The 25071-nt window shown below is 70.7% G+C and carries 22 protein-coding genes and 4 tRNA genes; 15 read left to right on the forward strand and 11 right to left on the reverse strand.

Going from position 1 to position 25071, the window contains the following annotated elements:
* Positions 1-178 precede the first annotated feature (178 nt).
* The 3 genes from purS to purL are packed head-to-tail and all read left to right on the forward strand — an operon-like array spanning position 179 to position 3350.
* Positions 179-424, forward strand: a complete 246-nt coding sequence (gene purS / locus ACZ4VK_RS23620) for a phosphoribosylformylglycinamidine synthase subunit PurS (RefSeq protein WP_017240564.1) — start codon at positions 179-181, stop codon at positions 422-424.
* Positions 421-1101, forward strand: coding sequence for a phosphoribosylformylglycinamidine synthase subunit PurQ (purQ, locus tag ACZ4VK_RS23625; RefSeq protein WP_030318250.1), 681 nt, complete (start codon positions 421-423; stop codon positions 1099-1101). Before purS ends, purQ begins: the two co-directional genes overlap by 4 nt.
* The gene (gene purL / locus ACZ4VK_RS23630; protein WP_468355200.1) at positions 1101-3350 is read left to right on the forward strand and encodes a phosphoribosylformylglycinamidine synthase subunit PurL; all 2250 of its coding nucleotides are present in this window, start codon (positions 1101-1103) and stop codon (positions 3348-3350) included. The genes purQ and purL overlap by 1 nt, the downstream gene beginning before the upstream one ends.
* 52 nt (positions 3351-3402) lie before the next feature.
* Here purL and ACZ4VK_RS23635 read toward each other — a convergent pair whose 3' ends face one another.
* The gene (locus ACZ4VK_RS23635) at positions 3403-3813 is read right to left on the reverse strand and encodes a nuclear transport factor 2 family protein (RefSeq protein ID WP_468355203.1); all 411 of its coding nucleotides are present in this window, start codon (positions 3811-3813) and stop codon (positions 3403-3405) included.
* Between the two features lie 79 nt (positions 3814-3892).
* On the opposite strand from ACZ4VK_RS23635, the gene ACZ4VK_RS23640 reads away from it, so the two are divergent.
* Both ACZ4VK_RS23640 and ACZ4VK_RS23645 read left to right on the forward strand, forming a co-directional pair.
* Positions 3893-4681, forward strand: a complete 789-nt coding sequence (locus ACZ4VK_RS23640; protein WP_468355205.1) for a maleylpyruvate isomerase family mycothiol-dependent enzyme — start codon at positions 3893-3895, stop codon at positions 4679-4681.
* An 85-nt stretch (positions 4682-4766) separates the two neighbouring features.
* Positions 4767-5585, forward strand: a complete 819-nt coding sequence (locus tag ACZ4VK_RS23645; protein ID WP_468355207.1) for an META domain-containing protein — start codon at positions 4767-4769, stop codon at positions 5583-5585.
* Between the two features lie 15 nt (positions 5586-5600).
* Here ACZ4VK_RS23645 and ACZ4VK_RS23650 read toward each other — a convergent pair whose 3' ends face one another.
* Positions 5601-7010 (reverse strand): sulfatase-like hydrolase/transferase, encoded by a 1410-nt coding sequence (locus ACZ4VK_RS23650; protein WP_468355210.1) that lies wholly within the window; start codon positions 7008-7010, stop codon positions 5601-5603.
* Positions 7011-7132: 122 nt separating this feature from the next.
* Entirely contained in the window at positions 7133-7225 is a 93-nt protein-coding gene (locus tag ACZ4VK_RS23655) for a putative leader peptide (protein WP_468355213.1), read from the reverse strand.
* 318 nt (positions 7226-7543) lie between these two features.
* Between ACZ4VK_RS23655 and purF the strand changes: the two genes are divergently transcribed.
* Both purF and purM read left to right on the forward strand, forming a co-directional pair.
* Entirely contained in the window at positions 7544-9070 is a 1527-nt protein-coding gene (purF, locus tag ACZ4VK_RS23660; protein WP_389684701.1) for an amidophosphoribosyltransferase, read from the forward strand.
* Between the two features lie 41 nt (positions 9071-9111).
* The gene (purM, locus tag ACZ4VK_RS23665) at positions 9112-10206 is read left to right on the forward strand and encodes a phosphoribosylformylglycinamidine cyclo-ligase (RefSeq protein WP_468355216.1); all 1095 of its coding nucleotides are present in this window, start codon (positions 9112-9114) and stop codon (positions 10204-10206) included.
* A gap of 158 nt (positions 10207-10364) precedes the next feature.
* On the opposite strand, the gene ACZ4VK_RS23670 is transcribed toward purM, so the two are convergent.
* Positions 10365-10619 (reverse strand): DUF3073 domain-containing protein, encoded by a 255-nt coding sequence (locus tag ACZ4VK_RS23670; RefSeq protein WP_468355219.1) that lies wholly within the window; start codon positions 10617-10619, stop codon positions 10365-10367.
* 291 nt (positions 10620-10910) lie between these two features.
* The gene (locus tag ACZ4VK_RS23675; RefSeq protein WP_468355222.1) at positions 10911-12002 is read right to left on the reverse strand and encodes a Leu/Phe/Val dehydrogenase; all 1092 of its coding nucleotides are present in this window, start codon (positions 12000-12002) and stop codon (positions 10911-10913) included.
* A gap of 155 nt (positions 12003-12157) precedes the next feature.
* Here ACZ4VK_RS23675 and ACZ4VK_RS23680 point away from each other — a divergent pair, with 155 nt between their 5' ends.
* Positions 12158-13024, forward strand: coding sequence for a DUF8083 family protein (locus ACZ4VK_RS23680; protein ID WP_468355225.1), 867 nt, complete (start codon positions 12158-12160; stop codon positions 13022-13024).
* Positions 13025-13606: 582 nt separating this feature from the next.
* Positions 13607-13813, forward strand: a complete 207-nt coding sequence (gene bldC / locus ACZ4VK_RS23685; protein WP_003949541.1) for a developmental transcriptional regulator BldC — start codon at positions 13607-13609, stop codon at positions 13811-13813.
* Positions 13814-14144: 331 nt separating this feature from the next.
* On the opposite strand, the gene ACZ4VK_RS23690 is transcribed toward bldC, so the two are convergent.
* From ACZ4VK_RS23690 to hrpA, 3 genes are all read right to left on the reverse strand, one after another.
* Positions 14145-14345, reverse strand: a complete 201-nt coding sequence (locus ACZ4VK_RS23690; RefSeq protein ID WP_389684705.1) for a DUF6274 family protein — start codon at positions 14343-14345, stop codon at positions 14145-14147.
* A 127-nt stretch (positions 14346-14472) separates the two neighbouring features.
* A tRNA-Asp gene (locus tag ACZ4VK_RS23695) sits at positions 14473-14546 on the reverse strand.
* A 131-nt stretch (positions 14547-14677) separates the two neighbouring features.
* Positions 14678-18616: an ATP-dependent RNA helicase HrpA gene (gene hrpA, locus ACZ4VK_RS23700; RefSeq protein ID WP_468355229.1), complete on the reverse strand. Its 3939-nt coding sequence runs from the start codon at positions 18614-18616 to the stop codon at positions 14678-14680.
* Between the two features lie 123 nt (positions 18617-18739).
* On the opposite strand from hrpA, the gene ACZ4VK_RS23705 reads away from it, so the two are divergent.
* The 3 genes from ACZ4VK_RS23705 to ACZ4VK_RS23715 are packed head-to-tail and all read left to right on the forward strand — an operon-like array spanning position 18740 to position 20784.
* Complete coding sequence (locus ACZ4VK_RS23705) at positions 18740-19090, forward strand: hypothetical protein (protein WP_468355232.1); 351 nt, start codon at positions 18740-18742, stop codon at positions 19088-19090.
* A gap of 54 nt (positions 19091-19144) precedes the next feature.
* Positions 19145-19945 (forward strand): DsbA family protein, encoded by an 801-nt coding sequence (locus tag ACZ4VK_RS23710; RefSeq protein ID WP_468355235.1) that lies wholly within the window; start codon positions 19145-19147, stop codon positions 19943-19945.
* Positions 19942-20784: a cytochrome c biogenesis CcdA family protein gene (locus tag ACZ4VK_RS23715; RefSeq protein WP_468355238.1), complete on the forward strand. Its 843-nt coding sequence runs from the start codon at positions 19942-19944 to the stop codon at positions 20782-20784. Before ACZ4VK_RS23710 ends, ACZ4VK_RS23715 begins: the two co-directional genes overlap by 4 nt.
* Before the next feature lie 98 nt (positions 20785-20882).
* Here the strand turns inward: ACZ4VK_RS23715 and ACZ4VK_RS23720 are convergent.
* From ACZ4VK_RS23720 to ACZ4VK_RS23730, 3 genes are all read right to left on the reverse strand, one after another.
* A tRNA-Phe gene (locus tag ACZ4VK_RS23720) sits at positions 20883-20956 on the reverse strand.
* 22 nt (positions 20957-20978) lie between these two features.
* A tRNA-Asp gene (locus ACZ4VK_RS23725) sits at positions 20979-21052 on the reverse strand.
* A 39-nt stretch (positions 21053-21091) separates the two neighbouring features.
* Positions 21092-21164: transfer RNA gene (locus tag ACZ4VK_RS23730), tRNA-Glu, on the reverse strand.
* Positions 21165-21268: 104 nt separating this feature from the next.
* On the opposite strand from ACZ4VK_RS23730, the gene ACZ4VK_RS23735 reads away from it, so the two are divergent.
* The 3 genes from ACZ4VK_RS23735 (at position 21269) to ACZ4VK_RS23745 (ending at position 25021) form a co-directional block, all read left to right on the forward strand.
* Entirely contained in the window at positions 21269-21619 is a 351-nt protein-coding gene (locus tag ACZ4VK_RS23735; protein WP_030221363.1) for a metallopeptidase family protein, read from the forward strand.
* 132 nt (positions 21620-21751) lie between these two features.
* Complete coding sequence (locus tag ACZ4VK_RS23740; protein WP_468355241.1) at positions 21752-22468, forward strand: hypothetical protein; 717 nt, start codon at positions 21752-21754, stop codon at positions 22466-22468.
* A 198-nt stretch (positions 22469-22666) separates the two neighbouring features.
* Positions 22667-25021 carry a DEAD/DEAH box helicase gene (locus tag ACZ4VK_RS23745; protein ID WP_468355243.1) on the forward strand — a complete coding sequence of 785 codons (2355 nt, stop codon included), beginning with the start codon at positions 22667-22669 and terminating at the stop codon, positions 25019-25021.
* The last annotated feature ends 50 nt before the right edge of the window (positions 25022-25071 follow it).

Genomic DNA, 25071 nt, shown 5'->3' on the forward strand with positions numbered 1-25071 from the left:
CGCGATATTTCACTCGAATTTTGCGTGGGTGGGCTCGCGCGTGGGCATGCGTGGTGTTCGTGTGCGGAGACCCCCTGTGACCTGGCTTTTGTAGGATCCTTCAGATCTCTACCCGCGTAGAATTTGGAGGCAGGTACGCTGAGGGAACCGCCCACGCAACACACCACCGGGAGTGCCAGTGGCACGCGTCGTAGTCGACGTCATGCTCAAGCCGGAGATCCTCGACCCTCAGGGGCAGGCGGTGCAGCGTGCACTGCCCCGCCTGGGATTCGCCGGAATCGCCGACGTCCGCCAGGGGAAGCGCTTCGAGTTGGAGGTGGAGGGACCGGTCGACGACGCCGCCCTCGCCCGCATCCATGAGATGGCCGAAACCTTCCTTGCCAACACCGTGATCGAAGACTTCATCGTGAAGGTGGAGTCGTGACCGCACGCATCGGCGTCGTCACGTTCCCCGGAACGCTCGACGACCAGGACGCGCTGCGTGCAGCCCGCCTCGCGGGGGCCGAGCCCGTCTCGCTGTGGCACCGCGACAAGGACCTCAAGCAGGTCGACGCCGTGGTCCTCGCCGGCGGCTTCTCCTACGGCGACTACCTGCGGGCCGGAGCCATCTCCCGCTTCTCGCCGGTGATGGAGACGATCATCGAGCAGGCGAAGGCGGGCATGCCCGTCCTCGGTATCTGCAACGGCTTCCAGATCCTCACCGAGGCCCATCTGCTGCCGGGCGCGATGCTGCGCAACAACCACCTCCACTTCATCTGCCGCGACCAGAAGCTGCGGGTGGAGAACGCGGAGACCGCCTGGACCTCGGACTACACCGAGGGCCAGGAGATCGAGGTCCCGCTCAAGAACATGGACGGCCGGTACGTCGCCGACGAGCGTGTCCTCGACGAGCTGGAGGCCGAGGGGCGAGTGGCCTTCCGCTATCTCGACGTGAACCCCAACGGCTCGCTGCGTGACATCGCGGGCATCACCAACGCCGCGGGCAACGTGGTCGGCCTCATGCCGCACCCCGAGCACGCCGTCGAGCCGCTGGTCGGCACCGGCAAGACGGACGGCCTCGGTTTCTTCACCTCGATCCTCAAGAAGCTGGTCAACGCCTGATGAGCCTCGACACCGTCAAGCACGCGAGCGAGACGCCGGACAGCGAGCAGCCCTGGAAGGAGCTCGGCCTCAAGGAGGACGAGTACGCGCGCATCCGCGAGATCCTCGGCCGCCGTCCCACCGGCGCCGAGCTCGCCATGTACTCCGTCATGTGGTCCGAGCACTGCTCCTACAAGAGCAGCAAGGTCCACCTGAAGCAGTTCGGCGAGAAGGTCCCCGCCAACGACGCCATGCTCGTCGGCATCGGTGAGAACGCCGGCGTCGTCGACGTCGGCCAGGGGTACGCGGTCACCTTCAAGGTCGAGTCGCACAACCACCCCTCGTACATCGAGCCCTACCAGGGCGCGGCCACCGGCATCGGCGGCATCGTCCGCGACATCCTCGCCATGGGCGCCCGCCCGGTCGCGGTCGTCGACCCGCTGCGCTTCGGCGCGGCCGACCACCCCGACACCAAGCGCGTGCTGCCCGGTGTCGTCGCCGGCATCGGCGGCTACGGCAACTGCCTCGGCCTGCCGAACATCGGCGGCGAGGTCGTCTTCGACGAGTGCTACCAGGGCAACCCGCTGGTCAACGCCGGCTGCATCGGCGTGATGAAGCACGAGGACATCCACCTCGCCAAGGCCTCGGGCCCCGGCAACAAGGTCATCCTGTACGGCGCCCGCACGGGTGGCGACGGCATCGGCGGCGTCTCGGTCCTCGCGTCCGAGACCTTCGACGACACGAAGCCGACCAAGCGCCCCGCCGTCCAGGTCGGCGACCCCTTCCAGGAGAAGCTCCTCATCGAGTGCACCCTGGAGATCTTCAAGGAGAAGCTGGTCGCGGGCATCCAGGACCTGGGTGGCGCCGGACTCTCCTGCGCGACGAGCGAACTCGCGAGCGCCGGCTCCGGCGGCATGCGCGTCGAGCTCGACCGGGTCCACCTGCGCGACGCGACCCTCTCGCCCGAGGAGATCCTCATGAGCGAGTCGCAGGAGCGCATGTGCGCGATCGTCGAGCCCGAGCACGTCGAGCGCTTCCTCGAGATCTGCGAGAAGTGGGACGTCATCGCCGTCGTCATCGGTGAGGTGACCGAGGGCGAGCGCCTGGAGATCTTCTGGCACGGCGAGCAGATCGTCGACGTACCGCCGCGGTCGGTGGCCCACGAGGGCCCGACCTACCACCGGCCGTACGCCCGCCCGGAGTGGCAGGACGCGCTCCAGGCCGACGACGCGGGCAAGCTGCCCCGGCCGCAGAACGGCGCCGAGCTGAAGGACCAGGTCCTGAAGCTGGTGTCCTCCCCGAACCAGGCCTCGAAGTCCTGGATCACGGACCAGTACGACCGGTTCGTGCAGGGCAACACGGTCCTGGCGCAGCCCGAGGACGCGGGCATGGTCCGTATCGACGAGGAGACCAACCTCGGCGTGGCCATGGCGACCGACGGCAACGGCCGGTACGCGAAGCTCGACCCGTACACGGGTGCGCAGCTCGCCCTGGCGGAGGCGTACCGCAATGTCGCCGCCTCCGGTGCCAAGCCGCTCGCCATCTCGGACTGCCTGAACTTCGGTTCGCCCGAGGACCCGGCCGTGATGTGGCAGTTCGCCGAGGCCACCCGTGGTCTCGCGGACGGCTGCCTGCAGCTGGGCACCCCGGTGACCGGCGGCAACGTGTCGCTGTACAACCAGACCGGTGAGGTCGCCATCCACCCGACGCCCGTCGTGGCGGTCCTCGGTGTGATCGACGACGTGAACCGGCGTACGCCGATCGCGTTCGCGGAAGAGGGCCAGCTCCTCTACCTGCTCGGCGACACGCGTGAGGAGTTCGGCGGCTCGGCCTGGTCCGAGGTGATCCACCAGCACCTCGGCGGCATGCCGCCGGCCGTGGACCTCGACCGGGAGAAGCTGCTCGGCGAGATCCTGATCTCCGCCTCCCGCGACGGCATGATCGACGCGGCGCACGACCTGTCCGACGGCGGTCTCGTCCAGGCGGTCGTCGAGTCCTGCCTGCGCGGCGGGAACGGCGCGCGCCTGGTCGTCCCCGAGGGGATCGACGCCTTCACCTTCCTCTTCTCGGAGTCGGCGGGCCGCGCGGTCGTCGCCGTCCCGCGCAGCGAGGAGCTCCGCTTCACCGACATGTGCGGTGCGCGGGGTCTGCCGGCGGCCCGTATCGGTGTCGTCGACGGTGACACGGTCGACGTGCAGGGCGAGTTCGAGCTCTCCCTGACGGAGCTGCGCGAGGCGCACGAGGCGACGATCCCGGGCCTGCTGGCCTGAGATCCGTCCGTACGTGAGACAGCCCCCGTCCTCGGACGGGGGCTGTCCGCGTTCACTCCGCCTGTTCGTGGTCCCAGAACGCGTCCGCCTCGTCGATGTCCGCGACGCACTCGTCCACGTCGGTCACCTTGCCGCCGACGATGGTGAAGAAGAGTCCGCCGTCCATCTCGATGCCCCGGTTCCCCCGGTCACCGTGCCACCTGTGCACCGACATGACATGACCGCGGCCGTCCGGGTAGATGCCCTTGGGTTCGACGCGGAAGGTGCCGCCGGTGAGCTCCATGAGCTGCCCGAAGTGGGCGAGGACGTTGTCCGCGCCCTTGAAGTGGCCGGACATGCGGCCGCTGCCCGGTGAGTGGTGGGTGCAGTCCGCGGTCATCAGCGACCGCAGGGCCTCCATGTCCCCCGTGGCGAACGCGTCGTAGCCCTTGCGGACCACGGCTGCGTCAGGGTGCTCAGCCATCGCTCTCATCGACCCCTCTGTACGGGTAGACGCTGTGCGGGAAGACCTCCCCCTCCAGTCTCCGACTACCCTCGCCCTCATGCCACCGGCCAAGAAGCGCCCCCGCAGCTACGACTCCGCGAAGATCCGTGCCGCCGTGCTCGCCCAGTTCGGGCACGTACGGGACGGGGTGCGCGCCCTGCCGCCGGAGGCCCTCGACCGGCCGACCCGGCTCGGCGCGTGGACGGTACGGGACCTGGCGGCGCACCTCGCGTGGATGGTGGACTCCGTGCCGCAGCTCCTGGCCATGCCGGAGGGGGGCAAGGACCGGCTCGCGCTGCTCGACTGGCCGTTCGTCACGGCCGAGGCCGCCGAGCGGATCGACACCCACACCCGGGGCATCGACGCCTCGGACCTGCCCGGTCTGTACGCGCGCGTGGCGGACGACTACGAGCGGGCGGTGGCCGGCGCCGCCGACGGTCGGCTCCTTCCGGTGAGCTTCGGCGCGATGACCCTCGCGGACTTCCTCGTGACCCGTACCGTCGAACTCGTCGTCCACACCGACGACCTGAACGCGGCGACCGGCGTCGGCATCCCGTACGACCGGGGGGCGCTCGCCGCCTGCACCCGGCTGCTCGCCGACGCCCTCGCGTCGAAGGTGCCGGGGGGCGCGGTCGAGGTCCGCGTCCCGCCGTACGCGGTGGTGCAGTGCGTGGAGGGCCCCCGGCACACCCGGGGCACCCCGCCGAACGTGGTCGAGACGGACCCCATGACCTGGATCCGGCTGGCGACCGGGCGGGCGGAGTGGGCGAAGGAGCTGGACGAGGCCAGGGTCGGCGCGAGCGGCGAACGCGCGGATCTGGCGGAGTACCTGCCCCTGATGGGCTGACGGGAGCGCCACCCCCGGCGGGGCTGAGGGAAGCCCCCTCGCGGCGCTGAGGGAACCGACCCGTCCGCCGGTCCGTCCCATCGGCATGCAGACGCCGCGCACCCCCCTCGCAGCCGCCGCCCTCGTCCTCCTCCTCACCGCCTGCGGTACGGAAGGAGGTGCGGGTTCCGGAGCCGGCACCGTCTCCCCCGATCTGCCCGTCGCGGGTACCCACTGGACGATCGGGGCCGTGACGCTCGACGGACGCAGGTCCACGGCCCCGGACGGCGCCCGCGTCGACTTCGAGGAGAACGGCCGCGCCCAGGGGAACAGCGGCTGCAACGGCTTCGGCGCCGCCGTCGCCGTGAACGGGGACACCCTCACGGTCTCCGGGCAGGCGATCACCGAGATCGGCTGCCCCGGCGACCGGCAGCGCTTCGAGACCGAGTTGATGAAGGTCTTCTCGGGCGCGCTCAAGGGAAGGCTGAAGGGTGACGCGCTCACCCTCACCTCCCCCGACGGCCGGAACGTCCTGGAGCTGACGGCCGAGCCGGCCGCCCCGCTGCGCGGCACCACCTGGAAGGTCGACGGGCTCGTCTCCGGGAAGACCGCCGCCGCCTCGCTGCCCGCCGGTGGCGAGGGCAAGGCGCGGATCGTCATCGGCGCCGACGGCCGGGTCTCCGGCAACCTCGGCTGCAACAACTTCTCCGCGACCGCCCGCGTCGACGAGAAGGCCCGCACGCTGACGGTCGAGGGCCCGGCGGCCACCACCCGCATGATGTGCGCGAGCCCGCAGATGACGCTGGAGACGAAGCTGTACGAGCTCCTCGACGGACCGCTCTCGTACCGCCTCGACCACCGGACGCTGACCCTCACCGACGCCTCCGGCGAGGGCCTCACCGCGGTCGCGGCCGGCGGCCGGTAGGCGGTCGGCCGGCCCTCAGTAGGGCAGGAGCCCCGCGTCGATCCGTTCCCACGCCGTCCGCAGGGAGGCGGTGAGACCGGGCTCGGCGGCCGCCAGGTCCGCCTGCTCGCGGGCGTCCCCGCCGAGGTGGAAGAGCTGGTCGCGGCCGGTCTTCCCGCGGTAGTACTTCCAGTCGCCCCGGCGCAGCGCCCGCTCGCCCCGCACCCGCCAGAACAGGTCACGCTCGGGGACCTCGTCGCCGCGCAGCAGGTACCGGGCGAGGCTCGTGCCGTCGAGGGGGTGGGCCGGGTCGGGCCGTGCGCCGGCCAGTTCGAGGAGGGTGGCGGTCCAGTCGGGGGTGAAGACGGGGAGGCGGCTGACCTGGCCGCCGTCGATCCGGGCCGGCCAGCGCAGGATCGACGGGACGCGGATGCCGCCCTCCTGGAGCGAGCCCTTGCCGCCGGTGAGCGGCCAGTTGTAGGAGAACCGTTCGCCGCCGTTGTCGCTGGCGAAGAAGACGAGGGTGTCGCGCTCCCGGCCGGAGCGGCGCAGGGCGGCCAGGACCGTGCCGATCGACCGGTCGAGGTCCTCGACCATCTGCCCGTACTTCTCGACCGAACCGCCGTCCTGGTGCCAGAGCGCCCGTCCGTCGCCCGCCTTGATGCGGCGGGTGATCTCGTCGCTGGTCTCCTTGTCGCCGTCGGCGACCCACGGCCAGTGGGGGGTGGTGAAGTTCAGGTTGAGGAGCCAGGGCCGGTCGTGGTCGCGACTGACGTATTCGCTCGCCCGCTCGGTGAGGATCCGGGTGTAGTAGCGCAGGTCCTTGTAGGCGGCGTCGCCCTCGTAGAGGTCGTACTCGCCGCCGAGGCCGAGCTTCGAGTAGTACTCCAGGGCTCCGCCGAAGTTCCCGAAGAACTCGTCCCAGCCGGACCGGGTGGGGGAGTAGTCGGGGAGGTAGCCGCAGTGCCACTTGCCGATGAGGGCGGTGGCGTACCCCGCGTCGCGGAGCAGCGAGGCGAGCGTGGGATGGATGGGCTCCAGGCCGGCGGACCGGTCGGCGATGGGTTCGGCGAGGCCGCCCTTCGTACGGCCGGGGTAGCGGCCCGTGTAGAGGCTGAAGCGGGTGGGGGAGCAGGTCGCGGAGCCGGAGTAGGCGTCGGTGAAGCGGACGCCCTGGCGTGCGAGCCGGTCGAGGTTCGGGGTGCGGATGTGCGGTGAGCCGTACGAGGAGAGGTCGGCCCAGCCGAGGTCGTCGCCGAGGATGAAGAGGATGTTGGGCCGCGGGGAGTGGCGGCGCGGGCTCGCGGCCCGGAAGTCGCGCTCCTCGGGCGCGGCGGCCGGGGTCGTGGCGGCCTGGGCCGGGGCGGCGGTCGCGCCGACGGCGGCCGCGGCGGCGGCTCCGGCGGCGGCACCGCCGAAGGCGCGGCGGGACAGGGGCGTGGGCATACGGGTCTCCAGACGGGCGCACGGGTACGTCTCCGGTCCCGGCGGCGGCGACCCCGGGCGGAGGCGGGCGGAGGGGAGGGAATGAGACGGGGAAAGGGGTGGGGGAGGGACCGGGAAGCCGGTCAGGCGCAGCGACAGCCGGCGCTCGCGACACGGACGAGGTCCACGTGTCGGCGCTGGACGAGGGTGACCGAGGGGTCACGCAGGGGCTGCATGGGGCTGGAGCTTCGTCCAGCTTCCGCGCACCTGTCAACGGCGTCTCGCACCCCGGGACCGGGTGTGGCGGGCGCGTTGCGGGGGTGTTTCACGAGCTCCGATGACCCCGGGATTGCGAACTCCGTCACATCGCAGGGGTGTCCGGGGCCTGGTACGAGCGTCCGCTCGCCGGGGCGGTCCGGGGTCCGATCCCTTACCCCGCCTGCCTCGTAGGCCCGTCCAGCCCAGAGATGATCATTTGGTGCGATCGCACGAGCGGCGAGAGCTCGGATTTCGCCAATTCGGACCAGTGGTCGAGCCCGTCTACACTCGGAAACGTGCCACGTGGTGACGGTCGACTCAATCACGACCTGCTTCCCGGTGAGAAGGGCCCCCAGGACGCTTGTGGCGTCTTCGGTGTCTGGGCTCCGGGTGAAGAGGTCGCAAAGCTCACGTACTTCGGGCTCTACGCCCTCCAGCATCGGGGCCAGGAATCCGCGGGTATCGCGGTCAGCAACGGCTCCCAGATCCTCGTCTTCAAGGACATGGGCCTCGTGTCCCAGGTCTTCGACGAGACCTCTCTCGGTTCCCTCCAAGGTCATATCGCGGTCGGTCACGCCCGCTACTCGACCACCGGTGCCTCCGTGTGGGAGAACGCGCAGCCGACGTTCCGGGCAACCGCCCACGGCTCGATCGCGCTCGGCCACAACGGCAACCTGGTGAACACGGCGCAGCTCGCCGAGATGGTCGCCGACCTGCCCAAGAAGGAAGGCCGCACCACCCGGGTGGCGGCCACCAACGACACCGACCTCCTCACGGCGCTCCTCGCCGCCCAGGTCGACGAGGACGGCACTCCGCTCACCATCGAGCAGGCTGCCGCGAAGGTCCTCCCCGATGTCCGGGGCGCCTTCTCCCTCGTCTTCATGGACGAGCACACGCTCTACGCGGCCCGTGACCCGCAGGGCATCCGCCCGCTGGTCCTCGGCCGTCTGGAGCGCGGCTGGGTCGTCGCGTCGGAGTCCGCCGCCCTCGACATCTGCGGCGCCAGCTACGTCCGCGAGGTCGAGCCGGGCGAGATGATCGCGATCGACGAGAACGGCATCCGTACCTCGCGATTCGCGGAAGCGAAGCCCAAGGGCTGTGTCTTCGAGTACGTGTACCTGGCGCGCCCCGACACCGACATCGCCGGCCGGAACGTGTACCTCTCCCGTGTGGAGATGGGCCGCCGCCTGGCGAAGGAGGCGCCCGTCGAGGCCGACCTGGTCATAGCGACGCCGGAGTCCGGCACCCCTGCCGCCATCGGCTACGCCGAGGCATCGGGCATCCCCTTCGGCGCGGGCCTGGTGAAGAACGCCTACGTCGGGCGCACCTTCATCCAGCCCTCCCAGACCATCCGCCAGCTCGGCATCCGGCTGAAGCTGAACCCCCTCAAGGACGTCATCAAGGGCAAGCGCCTGGTGGTCGTCGACGACTCGATCGTCCGCGGCAACACCCAGCGCGCCCTGGTCAAGATGCTCCGTGAGGCCGGCGCGGCCGAGATCCACATCCGGATCTCCTCCCCGCCGGTGAAGTGGCCCTGCTTCTTCGGCATCGACTTCGCCACCCGCGCGGAGCTGATCGCCAACGGCATGTCGATCGACGAGATCGGCAAGTCGCTGGGCGCGGACTCCCTCTCGTACATCTCGCTCGACGGGATGATCGAGGCGACGACGATCCAGAAGCCGAACCTCTGCCGTGCCTGCTTCGACGGCGAGTACCCGATGGAGCTGCCGGACCCCGAGCTGCTCGGCAAGCAGCTCCTGGAGACGGAGCTGGCCGCCGGCCCGGCGGCCACCGCGGCATCCGACGCGCTGCGTCGACCGTGAGAACCCGCTGCGCCCCGCAGTACGACACGAAAGTTCCCAGCATGCCTGCTGAATCTTCCAAGCGTGCTCCGCACGCGGGCACCGGTGCCAGCTACGCGTCCGCGGGCGTCGACATCGAAGCGGGTGACCGCGCCGTCGAGCTCATGAAGGAGTGGGTGAAGAAGACGCGGCGCCCTGAGGTCCTCGGTGGCCTCGGGGGCTTCGCCGGCCTCTTCGACGCCTCCGCCCTCAAGCGCTACGAGCGTCCGCTCCTCGCCTCGGCCACCGACGGCGTCGGTACGAAGGTCGACATCGCCCGCCAGATGGGCGTGTACGACACGATCGGCCACGACCTGGTCGCGATGGTCATGGACGACATCGTGGTCTGCGGTGCCGAGCCGCTCTTCATGACCGACTACATCTGCGTCGGCAAGGTCCACCCGGAGCGGGTCGCCGCCATCGTCAAGGGCATCGCCGAGGGCTGTGTCCTGGCCGGCTGCGCCCTGGTCGGCGGCGAGACGGCCGAGCACCCGGGCCTCCTCGGCCCGGACGACTTCGACGTCGCGGGCGCCGGCACGGGTGTCGTGGAGTACGACCGGCTCCTCGGCGCCGATCGCATCCGTACGGGGGACGCGGTCATCGCCATGGCCTCCTCGGGTCTTCACTCCAACGGGTACTCGCTCGTCCGGCACGTGGTCTTCGACCGCGCCGGCATGACCCTCGACCAGCGGGTCGAGGAGCTCGGCCGGACCCTGGGCGAGGAGCTCCTCGAGCCCACGAAGATCTACTCCCTGGACTGCCTGGCCCTCACCAGGACCACGGACGTCCACGCGTTCAGCCACATCACGGGCGGCGGTCTCGCCGCCAACCTGGCCCGGGTGATCCCGGACGGCCTGCACGCCACGGTGGACCGCTCGACCTGGGCGCCGGGCGCGATCTTCGACCTGGTCGGCACGGCCGGTCAGGTGGAGCGCCTGGAGCTGGAGAAGACCCTGAACATGGGCGTCGGCATGATGGCCGTCGTCCCGGGCGAGTCCGTGGACGCGGCCCTGACGACGCTGGCGGACCGGGGCGTCGAGGCCTGGGTCGCCGGCGAGATCACCGAGCGCGGCGCGCACACCACCGGCGCGGAGCTGGTCGGGGACTACGCGAAGTAGCCGGCACGAGCGGTACGAGGCGGCGGGGCGCTCCTGAGGGGCGCCCCGCCCGCGTTCCCCGGGACAAGGGCCGGTCCGGAGCCCGAAGGTGTACGCGGACAGCACAGAAACCCGGCCGGGTGATCCCGGACCGGGTTTCTGCGGTGCGATTCAGAAGGTCAAGCGCGACGCGGGGACGACGTGGGACCGGACTCGTCGTCCTCGTCCTCGTCGTCCGTGTTGTAGAGATCCGCGTACTGGGCGTACGGGTCGTCTTCCTCGTCGTCGTCCTCGAACGGCTCGCCATTCGGCGGCTGACTCGAAGTCGAAGCGCCCAGCTCATTGGCCAGACGCGTCAGGTCCGTCCCGCCGCTGCTGTACTTCAGCTGGCGGGCGACCTTGGTCTGCTTGGCCTTTGCCCGGCCGCGCCCCATGGCTCGACCCCCTCGGTGACGGGGCTCGGTGGCCCCAGAGTCTTGACACGCGTTCATGAGTCGGAACGGACTCTCGACAGAGAGACCGGTCCGTAGAGCTTCAACGGTACCTGTTTCCGCGGGTCTACGGTACGCCGCGCGCATCACATACCCCGGTACAGAACCTTCGAGGAGCTCTTTCCTCGCTGGTCAATCGCGATTTTAACCTCTTCTGGAGGGCCGACCCGCCGAGGGGCGTGAGCGAAGTCTCCCCGGTGGCGGACCGGCCCTCCGTACCGCTGGGCCCGAGGGTCAGCCGCGCCGCGCGTCCGCCATCCGCTGCTCGGCGATCCGGTCGGAGGCCGCGGCCGGCGGGATCCCGTCGGCCTTCGCACGTGCGAAGATCTCGAGCGTGGTGTCGAAGATCTTCGTGGCCTTCGCCTTGCACCGGTCGAAGTCGAAGCCGTGCAGCTCGTCGGCGACCTGGATCACGCCACCGGCGTTGACCACGTAGTCGGGCGCGTAGAGGATCCCGCGCTCCACGAGGTCCTTCTCGATGCCCGGGTGGGCGAGCTGGTTGTTGGCCGCGCCGCAGACGATGCTCGCGGTGAGGAACGGCACGGTCGCCTCGCTCAGGGCGCCGCCGAGCGCGCAGGGCGCGTAGATGTCGAGACCCTCGACGCGGATCAGCGCGTCCGTGTCGGCGACCACGGTGACCTGCGGGTGCTTGTCGGTGATCCGGCGCACCGACTCCTCGCGCACGTCGGTGATGACGACCTCGGCGCCGTCCTCCAGGAGGTGCTCGACGAGGTAGTGGCCGACCTTGCCGACGCCCGCGACGCCGACCTTGCGGCCGCGCAGGCTCGGGTCGCCCCACAGGGTCTGCGCGGAGGCGCGCATGCCCTGGAAGACGCCGAAGGCGGTGAGGACGGAGGAGTCGCCGGCGCCGCCGTTCTCGGGGGAGCGTCCGGTGGTCCAGGTGTTCTCCCGGGCGACGACGTCCATGTCGGCGACGTAGGTGCCGACGTCGCAGGCCGTGACGTACCGGCCGCCGAGGGAGGCGACGAAGCGCCCGTAGGCGAGGAGGAGCTCCTCGGTCTTGATCTTCTCGGGGTCGCCGATGATGACGGCCTTGCCGCCGCCGTGGTCGAGACCGGCCATGGCGTTCTTGTACGACATCCCGCGGGCCAGGTTGAGCGCGTCGGCGATCGCCTCGGCCTCGGTGGCGTACGGGTAGAAACGGGTGCCGCCGAGGGCGGGGCCCAGGGCGGTGGAGTGGAGGGCGATGACGGCCTTGAGGCCGGTGGCGCGGTCCTGGCAGAGCACGACTTGCTCGTGGCCACCCTGCTCCGAGTGGAACAGGGTGCGCAGTACGTCAGCAGGAACGCCGGTCACATCGGTCACGGTGGTGACTCCCAAGTACGAAGCGGCGGTTTCGGTCCTCCCTGCGGGTGGGGGAGGACCAGTTCGGCAAGAGAGTAAGTGCTACCTGGGCGTAGATCGGCCTCAGTGCTCAGGATCACCCCCTCCCGGAGTACCTCCGTGGAAGGATTCGCGACATGTCGGTCGCCTCCTCGGTCCTCATCCCCTACGCGTCCTATCTGCGGGTGTACGAGCCGCTGGCCGCGTTTCCCGAGCCGGAGCGGACCCACTGGGCCGGGTACGCGCGCCGGCCGCGCACGCCGGGGGCGCAGGACGAGCTGCGCCGGTCGCTCGCGGACCTGCTGCCGACCCCGCCGGTCCCGGTGCCGGTACACGAGAGCGGGGAGGCCTTCGTCGCCCATCTGGACGGGGTGGTGGTGATCTGCCCGTGGCGGACCCGGCTGCGGGGGTGGCTGGCGCTCCAGGAGCTGGACGGGCAGTTCCCCGAGTCGGTGCTCGACGCGATGCTGCCGCCGGTGGTGCGCGTTCAGGTGGCGAGCGACTACGAGCGGTGGCTGAGCAGGAACCCGGATGCCCGGCCCTGGATCCGTACGGCGGTCTGGCAGGTGCCGCTGCGCTGGTTCGCGCTCTTCGGGGACGAGGACCGGCAGTACGAGCCGGGGGAGCCGGGCGGTGCGGGGGGCACGGGGCCCGGCCGGGCGCCGGTGCTGCGCTACCGGACGACGATGGCGCAGGCGCGCCGGCGTCTCGCGCGGGCGCTCCGGGCGCTGCGGGAGTCGATCGACGACGGTCCCATGACGGAGGGGCTCATCGAGGTCGGGCGCTGGCTGGAGGAGTTCCATCCGCGGGCGCTCGTGGAGCTGGACTTCGGGGGTCTGGTGCACGCGGTCCCCGAGGAGTGGCTGGCGGGGGACCGGTCGGCGGCGCAGATGGCGGAGGGGATCGAGGCGCTGCGGGCCGGCGACGGCGAGGGGGCGAGCGAGGCGTACGGCCGCCTCGCGGAGCGCTGGCGTGTGGTCAGGGAGCTGCGCTTCGCGAACTGACATCAGTCGGGCATCTTCGTCAGGTCGGTATCGACAAGACATGTCCGACCGGTGTAAATGATCTTCGGGGATGTCCGAATCCCGTCTGCCCGAATCTCGGCGCTCGGGTGTGCGGGTCTTTCGGCACCCGCCGGGCGGGGACGTTGGTCCCGATCCGGGCCTTTGGCTCAAGCGTGACGGACAGCACGTAACGCACCCTTGCGCCCATCGCCCACCCTCGTGCCAAAATAGGACAAGGAGTCCGGGGAGGGTTCCTTCCGTCCATCTATGGGCGGAACGCTCAGCATTGCACTCTATGGGGGGTCTGAGGGCTCCTGATCGCGGCTGTGACTGATGGTCACAGCCGCGTGACTGTCCGTTATGGCATGGTCCATCGACTTCCGCCGCTGATGAACACCTGCGAGGGCAATTCCATCGGTTTGGCCGACGTGGCTGGACGGATGGTGTAGTTGTAGTGCCGAGGACAAGCCGTTCGTCCTATAACCGACTCGGCCCGCTTCTGCCATTTCGGGCAACGCGGGTCAAGGTGCAGAATTTAGAGGAAAGAACCGAGATGGTTCGGTTCTCCCGAGGAGGCCGCTCATGACCGCTCGCACCCCTGATGCCGAGCCGCTGCTGACCCCTGCCGAGGTTGCCACGATGTTCCGTGTGGACCCGAAGACGGTGACCCGTTGGGCGAAGGCCGGGAAGCTCACGTCCATCCGCACCCTGGGTGGACACCGCCGGTACCGCGAAGCTGAGGTTCGCGCGCTGCTGGCGGGCATTCCGCAGCAGCGCAGCGAGGCCTGAGGTCGCGCAAACACCCCGCACCACCCCGTAACACCGGGCCTGTCCGGATCCCCCAATCCGGTCGCCCACCCCTAGCTCTGCCGACGGATTCCTGCCCCAACAGGCCTTCGTCAACGATCGCGCTGGACTCCGCCGGGTCTGGCGCGATCTTCTTTTGTGCCCGACGCCACTCCCCGGGGATCGGTGCAATTGCACATATTAAATCGGGCTGGTGTAGGGAGGGTGTAAGTGCAGGGGTTTCTGAAACTGCCTCAGTGACTCCCGTCACACCGGCGAAGTCTTGCCAAAGAACAGCCTCCCACTTCCCGCGCCGCCCCCAACCCGCCGTTGGTCATGGGTCGCTGGGACTTTCGTCCTCCGTGGTCACGGCCGGCCCCTCGGGCCCCTCGGGCTCCGGGAACTCCATGGCGAGCCGCAGGAGGCGGTGACAGACCACGCAGTGGCGGGTGAGGTGCCCGTAGCGGGACGCGGCCGCCAGATGGGCGCGCAGCAGCGCTCGTGTGTCGTGCCGTGCAGCGGACGCCGCGGCCATGCGCGACCACCTCCGGTGTGGGCCCCCGATTCCCTGATGTACGGGGTACCCGCGGGCGCGTGGCCCCGTCAAGACACGGGAACACAACGAAAGGCCCGCATCGCGTGATGCGGGCCTTTCGTGAAAGCGATCCTGACGGGACTTGAACCCGCGACCTCCACCTTGACAGGGTGGCGAGCTAACCAACTGCTCCACAGGACCTCGTTCGCAACCTCTGCGAAGTGGCTGCGAGGAAGACTGTACAGCAGGTCAGCGGTCCGGTCGAACTCACCGGCGGACGGGACCGTCCGGCCGGCCGGGGCCGAACCGCCGGAGCGGTCCGGCCCGGACCGTCAGGGTGCCGCCGCGTCGATCGCCTTCACGATCCGCTTGTCCGAGACCGGGTACGCCGTGCCGAGCGCGTGCGCGAAATAGCTCACCCGCAGCTCCTCGATCATCCAGCGGATGTCGGTGACCTCGGACGGCACCGGGCGCCCCTTCGGGAGCTGTTCGAGGAGCCAGGCGTACTCGTCCTGCATCTCCTGGACCTTCTCCATCCGGGTGGTGTCCCGCTGCACCCCGGTCGGCATCTGCTGGAGCCGCCGGTCCACCGCCACGAGGTAGCGCATCAGGTCGGGCAGCCGCTTGAGCCCCGTACGGGTGACGAAGCCGGCCGGCATCAGCCAGGCCAGCTGCGCGCGCACATCGGTCAGGTTGTTGATCAGTGCCAGGCTGTTCGTCGACTTCAGCCGGCGCTCGCAGGCCTGCCAGGCCGCCAGGATCTGCTGGACCTGGCCCACCGTCCGTACGGTCGTGTCGACGAGGTCCGCGCGGACCTTGTCGTACAGCTTCCGGAAGGACTCCTCGTCCCACGCCGGGCCGCCGTTGTCCGCGATCAGCCTGTCCGCGGCGGCGGTCGCGCAGTCGTCGAAGAGGGCCTGGATCGAGCCGTGCGGGTTCGAGGACAGGGCCAGCTTCTGCTGGTTGGTCAGCTTGTCCGAGGCGAACTTCGCCGGGTTCACCGGGATGTTCAGCATGATCAGCTTCCGGGTGCCCCGCCACATCGCCCGCTCCTGCTCGGCCTCCGTGTCGAAGAGCCGGACGGCGACGGTCGCGCCCTCGTCCACGAGCGCCGGATACGCCTTGACCGGCTGGCCGCCCCGCTTGGTCTCGAAGACCTTCGTGAGCGTCCCGATCGTCCAGTCCGTGAGCCCCGTGCGCTCCAGGGAGGGCCCGGAGCCGTCAGGGCCCGCCGTGGCGGCCGCCGCGGCCTGTGAGAGGGCCTTGCGGGCCTTGGGGCGCAGCTGGAGCCGCAGGGTCTCCAGGTCCTTGTCCTCGGCGAGCTTCCTGCGCCGCTCGTCGACGATCCGGAACGTCACCTTGAGGTGGTCGGGGACCTTCGCCCAGTCGAAGTCCTCGGCCGTGACCGGGACGCCGACCATCCGCTGGAGCTCGCGTGCGAGCGCCCCGTCCAGGGGCTCCTGCACGGGCACCACGGCGTCCAGGAAGCGGGTCGCGAAGTTCGGCGCGGGGACGTAGTGGCGGCGGATCGGCTTCGGCAGGGAGCGGATCAGCTCCGTGACGACCTCCGCCCGCAGACCGGGGATCTGCCACTCGAAGCCCTCGTCCGTCACCTGGTTGAGCACCTGGAGCGGGATGTGGACGGTCACGCCGTCGGCGTCCGCGCCCGGCTCGAACTGGTACGTCACCCGGAACTTCAGCGGCCCCTGCCGCCAGGAGTCCGGGTAGTCGTCCTTGGTGACCCCGGCGGCCTTCTCGTTGATGAGCATCTCGCGCTCGAAGTCGAGGAACTCCGGCTCCTCGTGGCGCTTGTGCTTCCACCAGGAGTCGAAGTGGGCTCCCGACACGACGTGCTCGGGGACGCGCTTGTCGTAGAAGTCGAAGAGGGTCTCGTCGTCGACGAGGATGTCCCGGCGGCGGGCCCGGTGCTCCAGCTCCTCGACCTCGGTGAGGAGCTTGCGGTTGTCCGCGAAGAACTTGTGGTGGGTGCGCCAGTCGCCCTCGACGAGCGCGTTCCTGATGAACAGGTCGCGGGAGACCTCGGGGTCGATCCGGCCGTAGTTGACCTTGCGGTCGGCGATGATCGGGACGCCGTACAGCGTCACCTTCTCGAAGGCCATCACGGCCGCCTGGTCCTTCTCCCAGTGCGGCTCGCTGTACGTCTTCTTCACCAGGTGCTGGGCGAGCGGCTCGATCCACTCGGGCTCGATCCGGGCGTTGACCCGGGCCCAGAGGCGCGAGGTCTCGACCAGCTCGGCGGACATGACGAAGCGCGGGGGCTTCTTGAAGAGCGCGGAGCCGGGGAAGATCGCGAACTTGGCGCTGCGGGCGCCCAGGTAGTCGTTCTTCGCGCCCTCCTTCACGTCCTTCATGCCGATGTGCGAGAGCAGACCGGCGAGGAGGGACATGTGCACCGACTGCTCCGGCGCGTCCTCCTCGTTGACGTGGATGCCCAGCTGCTTCGCGACCGTCCGCAGCTGCGCGTAGATGTCCTGCCACTCGCGGATGCGCAGGAAGTTCAGGTACTCCTGCTTGCACATTCGGCGGAACGACGACGAGCCGCGCTCCTTCTGCTGCTCCCGGATGTACCGCCACATGTTCAGGAAGGCGAGGAAGTCGCTGGTCTCGTCCTTGAACCGGGCGTGCTGCTGATCGGCCTGCGCCTGCTTCTCCGCCGGCCGCTCGCGCGGGTCCTGGATGGAGAGCGCGGCCGCGATGACCATGACCTCGCGGACGCAGCCGTTCTTGTCGGCCTCCAGGACCATCCGGGCCAGGCGCGGGTCGACGGGGAGCTGGGACAGCTTCCGGCCCTGCGGGGTGAGCCGCTTCTTGGGGTCCTTCTCGGCCGGGTCGATCGCGCCCAGCTCCTGGAGGAGCTGCACGCCGTCCCGGATGTTCCGGTGGTCCGGCGGGTCGATGAAGGGGAACTTCTCGATCTCGCCCAGGCCTGCCGCGGTCATCTGCAGGATGACGGAGGCCAGGTTCGTACGGAGGATCTCGGCGTCCGTGAACTCCGGCCGCGAGAGGAAGTCGTCCTCCGAGTACAGCCGGATGCAGATGCCGTCGGACGTACGGCCGCAGCGGCCCTTGCGCTGGTTGGCGCTGGCCTGGCTGACCGGCTCGATCGGCAGCCGCTGCACCTTCGTGCGGTGCGAGTAGCGGGAGATGCGGGCGGTGCCCGGATCGATCACGTACTTGATGCCGGGGACGGTCAGGGACGTCTCGGCGACGTTCGTGGCGAGGACGACCCGGCGGCCGGAGTGCGCCTGGAAGACCCGGTGCTGCTCGGCGTGGGACAGGCGCGCGTAGAGGGGGAGGATCTCCGTGTTGCGGAGCTGCCGCTTGAGGAGCGCGTCCGCCGTGTCCCGGATCTCCCGCTCGCCGGAGAGGAAGACGAGGACGTCGCCGGGGCCCTCGGACTGCAGCTCGTCGACGGCGTCGCAGATCGCGGTGATCTGGTCCCGGTCCGAGTCCTCGCTGTCCTCCTCGAGGAGCGGCCGGTAACGGACCTCGACCGGATACGTACGCCCGGAGACCTCGACGATCGGGGCGTCGCCGAAGTGGCGGGAGAAGCGCTCCGGGTCGATGGTCGCGGAGGTGATCACGACCTTGAGGTCGGGGCGCTTGGGAAGCAGCTGGGCCAGATAGCCGAGCAGGAAGTCGATGTTCAGGGACCGCTCGTGGGCCTCGTCGATGATGATCGTGTCGTACGCGCGCAGCTCGCGGTCCGTCTGGATCTCGGCGAGGAGGATGCCGTCCGTCATCAGCTTCACGAAGGTCGCGTCGGGGTTCACCTGGTCGGTGAACCGGACCTTCCAGCCGACGGCCTCGCCCAGCGGTGTCCGCAGCTCCTCGGCGACCCGCTCGGCGACCGTACGGGCCGCGATCCGGCGGGGCTGGGTGTGCCCGATCATGCCCCGGACGCCCCGGCCGAGCTCCAGGCAGATCTTCGGGATCTGGGTGGTCTTTCCCGAGCCCGTCTCACCGGCGACGATCACGACCTGGTGGTCGCGTATCGCCTCCAGGATCTCGTCCTTCTTCTGCGAGACGGGCAGCTGCTCGGGATAGGTGACCTCGGGCACGCGTGAGGCGCGCCCGTCGACACGCTCCTTGGCCTTGGCCGCCTCGGCGGCGATCTCGTCCAGGACGGCCGCGCGGGCCTCGGGCTTGCGGATGCGGCGGGCGCCTTCGAGACGGCGGCCGAGCCGGTGGGAGTCCCGCAGCGAGACCTCGGCCAGGACGGACTGGAGGGCGGCGAAGGAAGTAGACATACGGAATCCAGGATCGCACCTGCGGCCGAGAAGCGGCGAACCGATTTACGAGTGGCCTCGCCGGGCGCCGGTGATCGGGTGCGTACTATTTCGGGCACGCCGACCGGACCGGAGAGGTTTCGCATGTTCCGCACCACCCGCGCGCTGGCGGCGTTCGCCGCGCTGACGGGCCTGGTGCTCGGTCTCCTGGTCTGCGGGACGGCGGTGAGCGTCCCCGCGGGGAGCCCGGTCGTCACCGGCGCCGCCGTGCCCGGCTGTGATCCGGGTCATCCCGCCGACGAGGGGGCCGAGGGTCCCGTCGTACCGCCGCGCGCGCATGGCTTCGCCGAGCTGCTGCCGGCGCTCGCCGCCGACCGGACGACGCCGTGCGGGGTCCGGCAGCCGGAGCCGGACGGCCGGGCCGCGAAGCCCGGCCGCGAGCCACCCGCGCGCGTACCGCCTTCGCCGGTGGAGCTGTCGGTCCTGAGGGTCTAGAGAGACGGCCTCCTCAGCCGTCCACACCTCTGATCCCTTCAGGAGCACTTCCGCATGTCCAAGGCCAAGCCCATCGCCCTCGTCTCCGGGGTGGCCGTCGCCGCCGCGCTGCTCGGCGTCGTCTCCTTCACCGCCACCAAGCCCTCGTCCCCGGGCTCCTCCGGCTCCTCGGCCGTCGCCGAGGTGTCCGCCGACCCGTCCGCCGGCGTCTATCCCGAGCTGGAGGCGTACGCCCGCCGCGACGCCTCCGACAAGCTGGCCCTCGGCCGGGCCGACGCGCCCGTCGTGCTCATCGAGTACGCCGACTTCAAGTGCGGCTACTGCGGGAAGTTCGCCCGGGACACCGAGCCGGTCCTGATCGAGAAGTACGTCGACAACGGCACCCTGCGCATCGAATGGCGCAACTTCCCGATCTTCGGCGAGGAGTCCGAGGCCGCCGCCCGCGCCTCCTGGGCGGCCGGGCAGCAGGGCCGGTTCTGGGAGTTCCACAAGGCCGCCTACGCGGAGGGCGCCAAGGAGAAGGGCTTCGGGAAGGACCGCCTCGCCGCCCTCGCGAAGGAGGCGGGCGTCCCCGACGCGGCCCGGTTCGCGAAGGACACCGAGGGGGCGGCGGCCCGCGAGGCCGTCCGCGAGGACCAGGAGCAGGGGTACGGCCTCGGCGCCACCTCCACCCCGTCCTTCCTGATCAACGGCCGGCCGATCGCGGGCGCGCAGCCCCTGGAGACCTTCACGGAGGCGATCGAGGCGGCGGCGAAGAGCGCTGCCGCGAAGGCCACGCCGGGCACGTCGGGTGCGCCGGGCACGTCTGCCACGTCGGGCGCGTCGGGCGCGTCGGCCGCCCCGGGCACGCCGTGACCTCCGGCATCGGATACTTCGCCGCGTTCCTCGGCGGCCTGCTCGCCCTCCTCAGCCCGTGCAGCGCCCTGCTCCTGCCCGCCTTCTTCGCGTATTCCATCGACACGCGCGCGAAGCTGGTGGCCAGGACCGGCATCCTCTACGCGGGCCTGGCCACCACCCTCGTCCCGCTGGGCGCGGCCGGCTCCTTCGCCGGTCGCCTCTTCTACGGCCACCGGGACCTCCTCGTCACCGCCGGCGGCTGGCTGATCATCGGGCTCGGCGTCCTCCAGATCCTCGGTCTCGGCTTCGCCTCCCGCCGGATCGCCGAGGCGAGCGGCCGGATCCGGCCCACGTCGGCGCTCTCCGTCTACGCCCTCGGCCTGGTCTACGGCCTCGCGGGCTTCTGCGCGGGCCCGATCCTGGGCAGCGTCCTGACGGTGGCCGCGCTGAGCGGCAGCCCGGCGTACGGAGGGCTGCTCCTCGCGGTGTACGCGCTCGGCATGGCGGTCCCGCTGTTCGTCCTCGCGCTGCTCTGGGAGCGGTACGACCTGGGCCGGCGGTCCTGGCTGCGCGGCCGGCCCATCCGGCTCGGGCGGCTCACGCTCCACTCGACCTCGCTGCTCTCGGGCCTGTTCTTCGTGGCCCTCGGGGCGCTCTTCCTGGTCTTCGACGGGACGACGGCGCTGCCGGGCCTGCTGTCGGTGGACGCCTCGTTCGCGGTGGAGCAGCGGGTGGCCTCCCTCGGCCGGGCGGTCCCGGACTGGGCCCTGCTCGTGGCGGTGGTGGCCGTGGTGGCGCTGGGGCTCGCGGTGCGGGGCAGGCGGGGGAGCCGTACGCGGGAGGGCGAGGAGATGTGACGGTCACGGGGGAGGGGCGCGGGCCTCTCCCCCGTACGGTCCCCGCTGTTCACGGACACGAAGAAGGCCCCGCTCTTTCGAACGGGGCCTTCTGTTTGTGGCTGGGGCCGGGGTCGAACCGGCGACCTATCGCTTTTCAGGCGATCGCTCGTACCAACTGAGCTACCCAGCCACGAAGCTGTTTCCAGCCTCAGCGACTCTGACGGGACTTGAACCCGCGACCTCCACCTTGACAGGGTGGCGAGCTAACCAACTGCTCCACAGAGCCTTGCTATGTGCGAGCACTAGTCTCGCACACGGTGATGCGTACCCCCAACGGGATTCGAACCCGTGCTACCGCCTTGAAAGGGCGGCGTCCTGGGCCACTAGACGATGAGGGCTAAAGGCCCACCTTCGTGCTTCTCAGCGCGTCGGGGACGTGAGAAGCATATGGGATCCCCGCCGCTATCGCCAAAACGGTTTCCCCCGGGGGGAGAATGGGCGCGTGCTGGAGATGACGCGCGAGGAGTTCGAGGAGCTTGTCGCCGAGGCCCTGGACCGGATCCCGCCGGAGCTGACGCGGCTGATGGACAACGTGGCGGTGTTCGTGGAGGACGAGCCCTCCCCCGACGATCCCGAGCTGCTCGGGCTCTACGAGGGGACGCCGCTGACCGAGCGCGGTGAGTGGTACGCCGGTGTGCTGCCTGACCGGATCACGATCTACCGGGGGCCGACGCTGCGGATGTGCGAGTCGAAGGAGGACGTGGTCGCGGAGACCGAGATCACCGTCGTCCATGAGATCGCCCACCACTTCGGCATCGACGACGAGAGGCTGCACGCGCTGGGCTACGGCTGAGCCGGGCGGCCGCGCGCCCTCGGGCCGGGGGGCCGTGTCCCTGTCACGGGGGCCGTGTCCCTTGTGGCGCCGGGGGAGTTGGGCAGTGCAACGCGTTCCGTTCCCTGCCTGTTGTGTCCTGGAGGTGCCCCCGTGCGCCATTTGCCCACCCCGGTGAGATGGGCCGCCACCGCGCTGGCCGTCGCGGCCTGTGCCGGTCTGAGCGGCTGTATGAGTGTGAGCGACGAGGGGGTGAAGCCGGCGCCCGGCGCGTCCGGCGGGAAGCGGGGCGTGGCGACCGGGTCCGGCGGCGGCGAGGCCGGCGCCCCGGGCGGCGACGGCGGCTCCTGGCGCGCCCATCCGGACACCGGCGGCCCGGACGCGGCCGGAGCGGGTACGGAGTCCCCGGTGCCGAGTGGCTCACCCTCGGGCACGGCGAAGCCCACCCCGGGTGCGGTGCTGCCCGTGGAGGGGTCCGGCGGCCACGGCGGCCCGTCCAAGCCGCAGCCGACGGGCGGCGGCCATGACGGCCCGGGCGGTGGCGCGGGCGGCTCCGCGGGGAGCGGCGCGAACGGCGGCGGGAACGGCGGCAGCGGTGGCGGGGGCGGGGACGGCGGTGGCGGAAGCGCCGGAGGGTCCGGCGGCCCGGGCGGTGGCGGATCCACGCCGACGCCCGAGCCGACCGATCCGAGCCCCGAGCCGACCCCGGAGCCGACGACGCAGACCCCCGAGCCGACGCCGGAACCGACCTCGAACCCCACCGATCCGGCGACGCCGGGACCCGAGGCCCAGATGGCCGGCGTACGGGCGGCGGACGGGCCGGGAGCGCCCGCGGAGCCGACGGCGTCTCCGCAGGTCGGACCGGTGTGACGGAGTCCGGTTTGCCATAGGTGGGGGAGGGTGCGTATGGTGGTAGATCGTTTGATCCCATTGCCCGGCGCCGACACAGAAGAGCGCCGTGTGGCGCGTACTCTCCCTAGCCGTGGCTGACCGCATCGAGGCGGTCGATTTGCGAATTCACGGAGTTGACGGGCGCGTGCCGAGACTCCGGAAGGTTTCGCATTTCGCATGTCCATTTTCAGTTCTGACCACGCCGTCATGCCCGAGAACGACGAGATCGTCGAGGCCGTAGAGGTCACCGAGATCGTCTCCGTCGAGGCCGACGACATCGTCGACGCGATCGACGTCACCGACATCACCGACGCGATCGACACCGACTCGGACGACTCCGTCGAGGAGCCCGCCGAGCCCACCATCACCTTCGGCGACCTCGGTCTGCCGGAAGGCGTCGTGCGCAAGCTCGCGCAGAACGGCGTCACCACCCCCTTCCCGATCCAGGCGGCGACCATCCCGGACGCCCTGGCCGGCAAGGACATCCTGGGCCGTGGCCGTACCGGCTCCGGCAAGACCCTCTCCTTCGGTCTGCCGACCCTGGCCCAGCTGGCCGGCGGGCACACCGAGAAGAAGAAGCCCCGCGCGGTCATCCTCACCCCGACCCGTGAGCTCGCGATGCAGGTCGCGGACGCCCTCCAGCCGTACGGCGACGTGCTCGGCCTGAAGATCAAGGTCGTCTGCGGCGGTACGTCCATGGGCAACCAGATCTACGCCCTGGAGCGCGGTGTCGACGTCCTCGTCGCCACCCCGGGCCGACTGCGCGACATCATCAACCGCGGCGCCTGCTCGCTCGCGAACGTCCAGGTCGCCGTCCTCGACGAGGCCGACCAGATGTCCGACCTGGGCTTCCTGCCCGAGGTCACCGAGCTGTTCGACCAGATCCCGGCCGGCGGCCAGCGCATGCTCTTCTCCGCGACCATGGAGAACGAGATCGGCACGCTGGTCAAGCGCTACCTGAACAACCCCGTCACGCACGAGGTCGACAGCGCCCAGGGCAACGTCACGACCATGACCCACCACGTCCTCGTCGTGAAGCCGAAGGACAAGGCGCCGGTCACGGCCGCCATCGCCGCCCGCAAGGGCCGCACGATCATCTTCGTCCGCACCCAGCTGGGCGCCGACCGCATCGCCGAGCAGCTCGTCGAGGCCGGCGTGAAGGCGGACGCGCTGCACGGCGGCATGACGCAGGGCGCCCGTACCCGCGTGCTCGCCGACTTCAAGGACGGCTACGTCAACGCGCTGGTCGCCACCGACGTCGCCGCCCGCGGCATCCACGTCGACGGCATCGACCTGGTCCTGAACGTGGACCCGGCCGGTGACCACAAGGACTACCTGCACCGCTCGGGCCGTACGGCCCGCGCCGGCAAGTCCGGTGTCGTCGTGTCGCTTTCGCTGCCGCACCAGCGCCGCCAGATCTTCCGGCTGATGGAGGACGCGGGCGTCGACGCCTCGCGCCACATCATCCAGAGCGCCGGCGCCTTCGACCCCGAGGTCGCCGAGATCACCGGTGCGCGTTCGCTGACCGAGGTCCAGTCGGACTCCGCGAACAACGCCGCCAAGCAGGCCGAGCGCGAGGTCGTCGAGCTGACCAAGCAGCTGGAGCGCCTCCAGCGCCGTGCGGTCGAGCTCCGCGAGGAGGCCGACCGTCTGGTGGCCCGCGCCGCCCGTGAGCGCGGCGAGGACCCGGAGGCCGCCGTGGCCGAGGTGACCGAGGCCGCCGAGGCCGAGGTCGCCGCCGCCGCGGTGGAGGCCGAGCGTGCCGCGCGCGCCGAGGAGCAGCGCCGCGAGGAGCGTCCGGCGGCCCGCGACGACCGGGGCAACTACGAGCGCCGCGACCGTGGCGGCTTCAACCGTGACGACCGTGGTGACCGCGGTGGTTTCCGTGGCGGCGACCGCGGTGGTGACCGTGGCGGCTTCCGTCGCGACAACGACCGTCCGTCCGGTGGTTTCCGCCGTGACGACCGTCCGTCGGGCGGCTTCAACCGTGACGACCGCGGCGGCCGTTCCTTCGAGCGCCGTGACAACGACCGTCCGTCCGGTGGTTTCCGCCGTGACGACCGTCCGTCCGGTGGCTTCAACCGTGACGACCGTGGTGGCGACCGTGGCGGCTTCCGCCGCGACGACCGTCCCTCGGGCGGCTTCCGCCGTGACAACGACCGTCCGTCCGGTGGTTTCCGCCGTGACGACCGTCCGTCGGGCGGCTTCAACCGTGACGACCGCGGTGGCGACCGTGGCGGCTTCCGCCGCGACGACCGTCCCTCCGGTGGCTTCAACCGTGACGACCGTGGCGGCCGTTCCTTCGAGCGCCGCGACAACGACCGTCCGACCGGCGGCCACCGTGGCAGCGACCGTCCGTTCAACCGCGACCGTCGCGACGACCGTCCGGCCGGCGGCTTCCGCGCGGGCGGCGGCGACCGTCCGTACGGCCGCCGTGACGACCACCGCGGCACCGGCTCCACCGGCTCGGCCGGCTCGACGGGTGGCTTCGGCCGCCGCGACGACAAGCCGCGCTGGAAGCGCAACGGCTGAGGTCCACTGACCTGAAGGAGCGGGGCCCGTACGACACCTGGTGTCGTACG

Source organism: Streptomyces sp. NPDC028711 (assembly GCF_055565415.1).

Coding starts and splice junctions, on each gene's coding strand:
- purL (WP_468355200.1), top strand. CDS start 1,101: ATGAGCCTCGACACCGTCAAGCACGCGAGCGAGACGCCGGACAGCGAG.
- ACZ4VK_RS23635 (WP_468355203.1), bottom strand. CDS start 3,813: ATGGCTGAGCACCCTGACGCAGCCGTGGTCCGCAAGGGCTACGACGCG.
- ACZ4VK_RS23640 (WP_468355205.1), top strand. CDS start 3,893: ATGCCACCGGCCAAGAAGCGCCCCCGCAGCTACGACTCCGCGAAGATC.
- ACZ4VK_RS23645 (WP_468355207.1), top strand. CDS start 4,767: ATGCAGACGCCGCGCACCCCCCTCGCAGCCGCCGCCCTCGTCCTCCTC.
- ACZ4VK_RS23650 (WP_468355210.1), bottom strand. CDS start 7,010: ATGCCCACGCCCCTGTCCCGCCGCGCCTTCGGCGGTGCCGCCGCCGGA.
- ACZ4VK_RS23655 (WP_468355213.1), bottom strand. CDS start 7,225: ATGCAGCCCCTGCGTGACCCCTCGGTCACCCTCGTCCAGCGCCGACAC.
- purM (WP_468355216.1), top strand. CDS start 9,112: ATGCCTGCTGAATCTTCCAAGCGTGCTCCGCACGCGGGCACCGGTGCC.
- ACZ4VK_RS23670 (WP_468355219.1), bottom strand. CDS start 10,619: ATGGGGCGCGGCCGGGCAAAGGCCAAGCAGACCAAGGTCGCCCGCCAG.
- ACZ4VK_RS23680 (WP_468355225.1), top strand. CDS start 12,158: ATGTCGGTCGCCTCCTCGGTCCTCATCCCCTACGCGTCCTATCTGCGG.
- bldC (WP_003949541.1), top strand. CDS start 13,607: ATGACCGCTCGCACCCCTGATGCCGAGCCGCTGCTGACCCCTGCCGAG.
- ACZ4VK_RS23690 (WP_389684705.1), bottom strand. CDS start 14,345: ATGGCCGCGGCGTCCGCTGCACGGCACGACACACGAGCGCTGCTGCGC.
- hrpA (WP_468355229.1), bottom strand. CDS start 18,616: ATGTCTACTTCCTTCGCCGCCCTCCAGTCCGTCCTGGCCGAGGTCTCG.
- ACZ4VK_RS23705 (WP_468355232.1), top strand. CDS start 18,740: ATGTTCCGCACCACCCGCGCGCTGGCGGCGTTCGCCGCGCTGACGGGC.
- ACZ4VK_RS23710 (WP_468355235.1), top strand. CDS start 19,145: ATGTCCAAGGCCAAGCCCATCGCCCTCGTCTCCGGGGTGGCCGTCGCC.
- ACZ4VK_RS23745 (WP_468355243.1), top strand. CDS start 22,667: ATGTCCATTTTCAGTTCTGACCACGCCGTCATGCCCGAGAACGACGAG.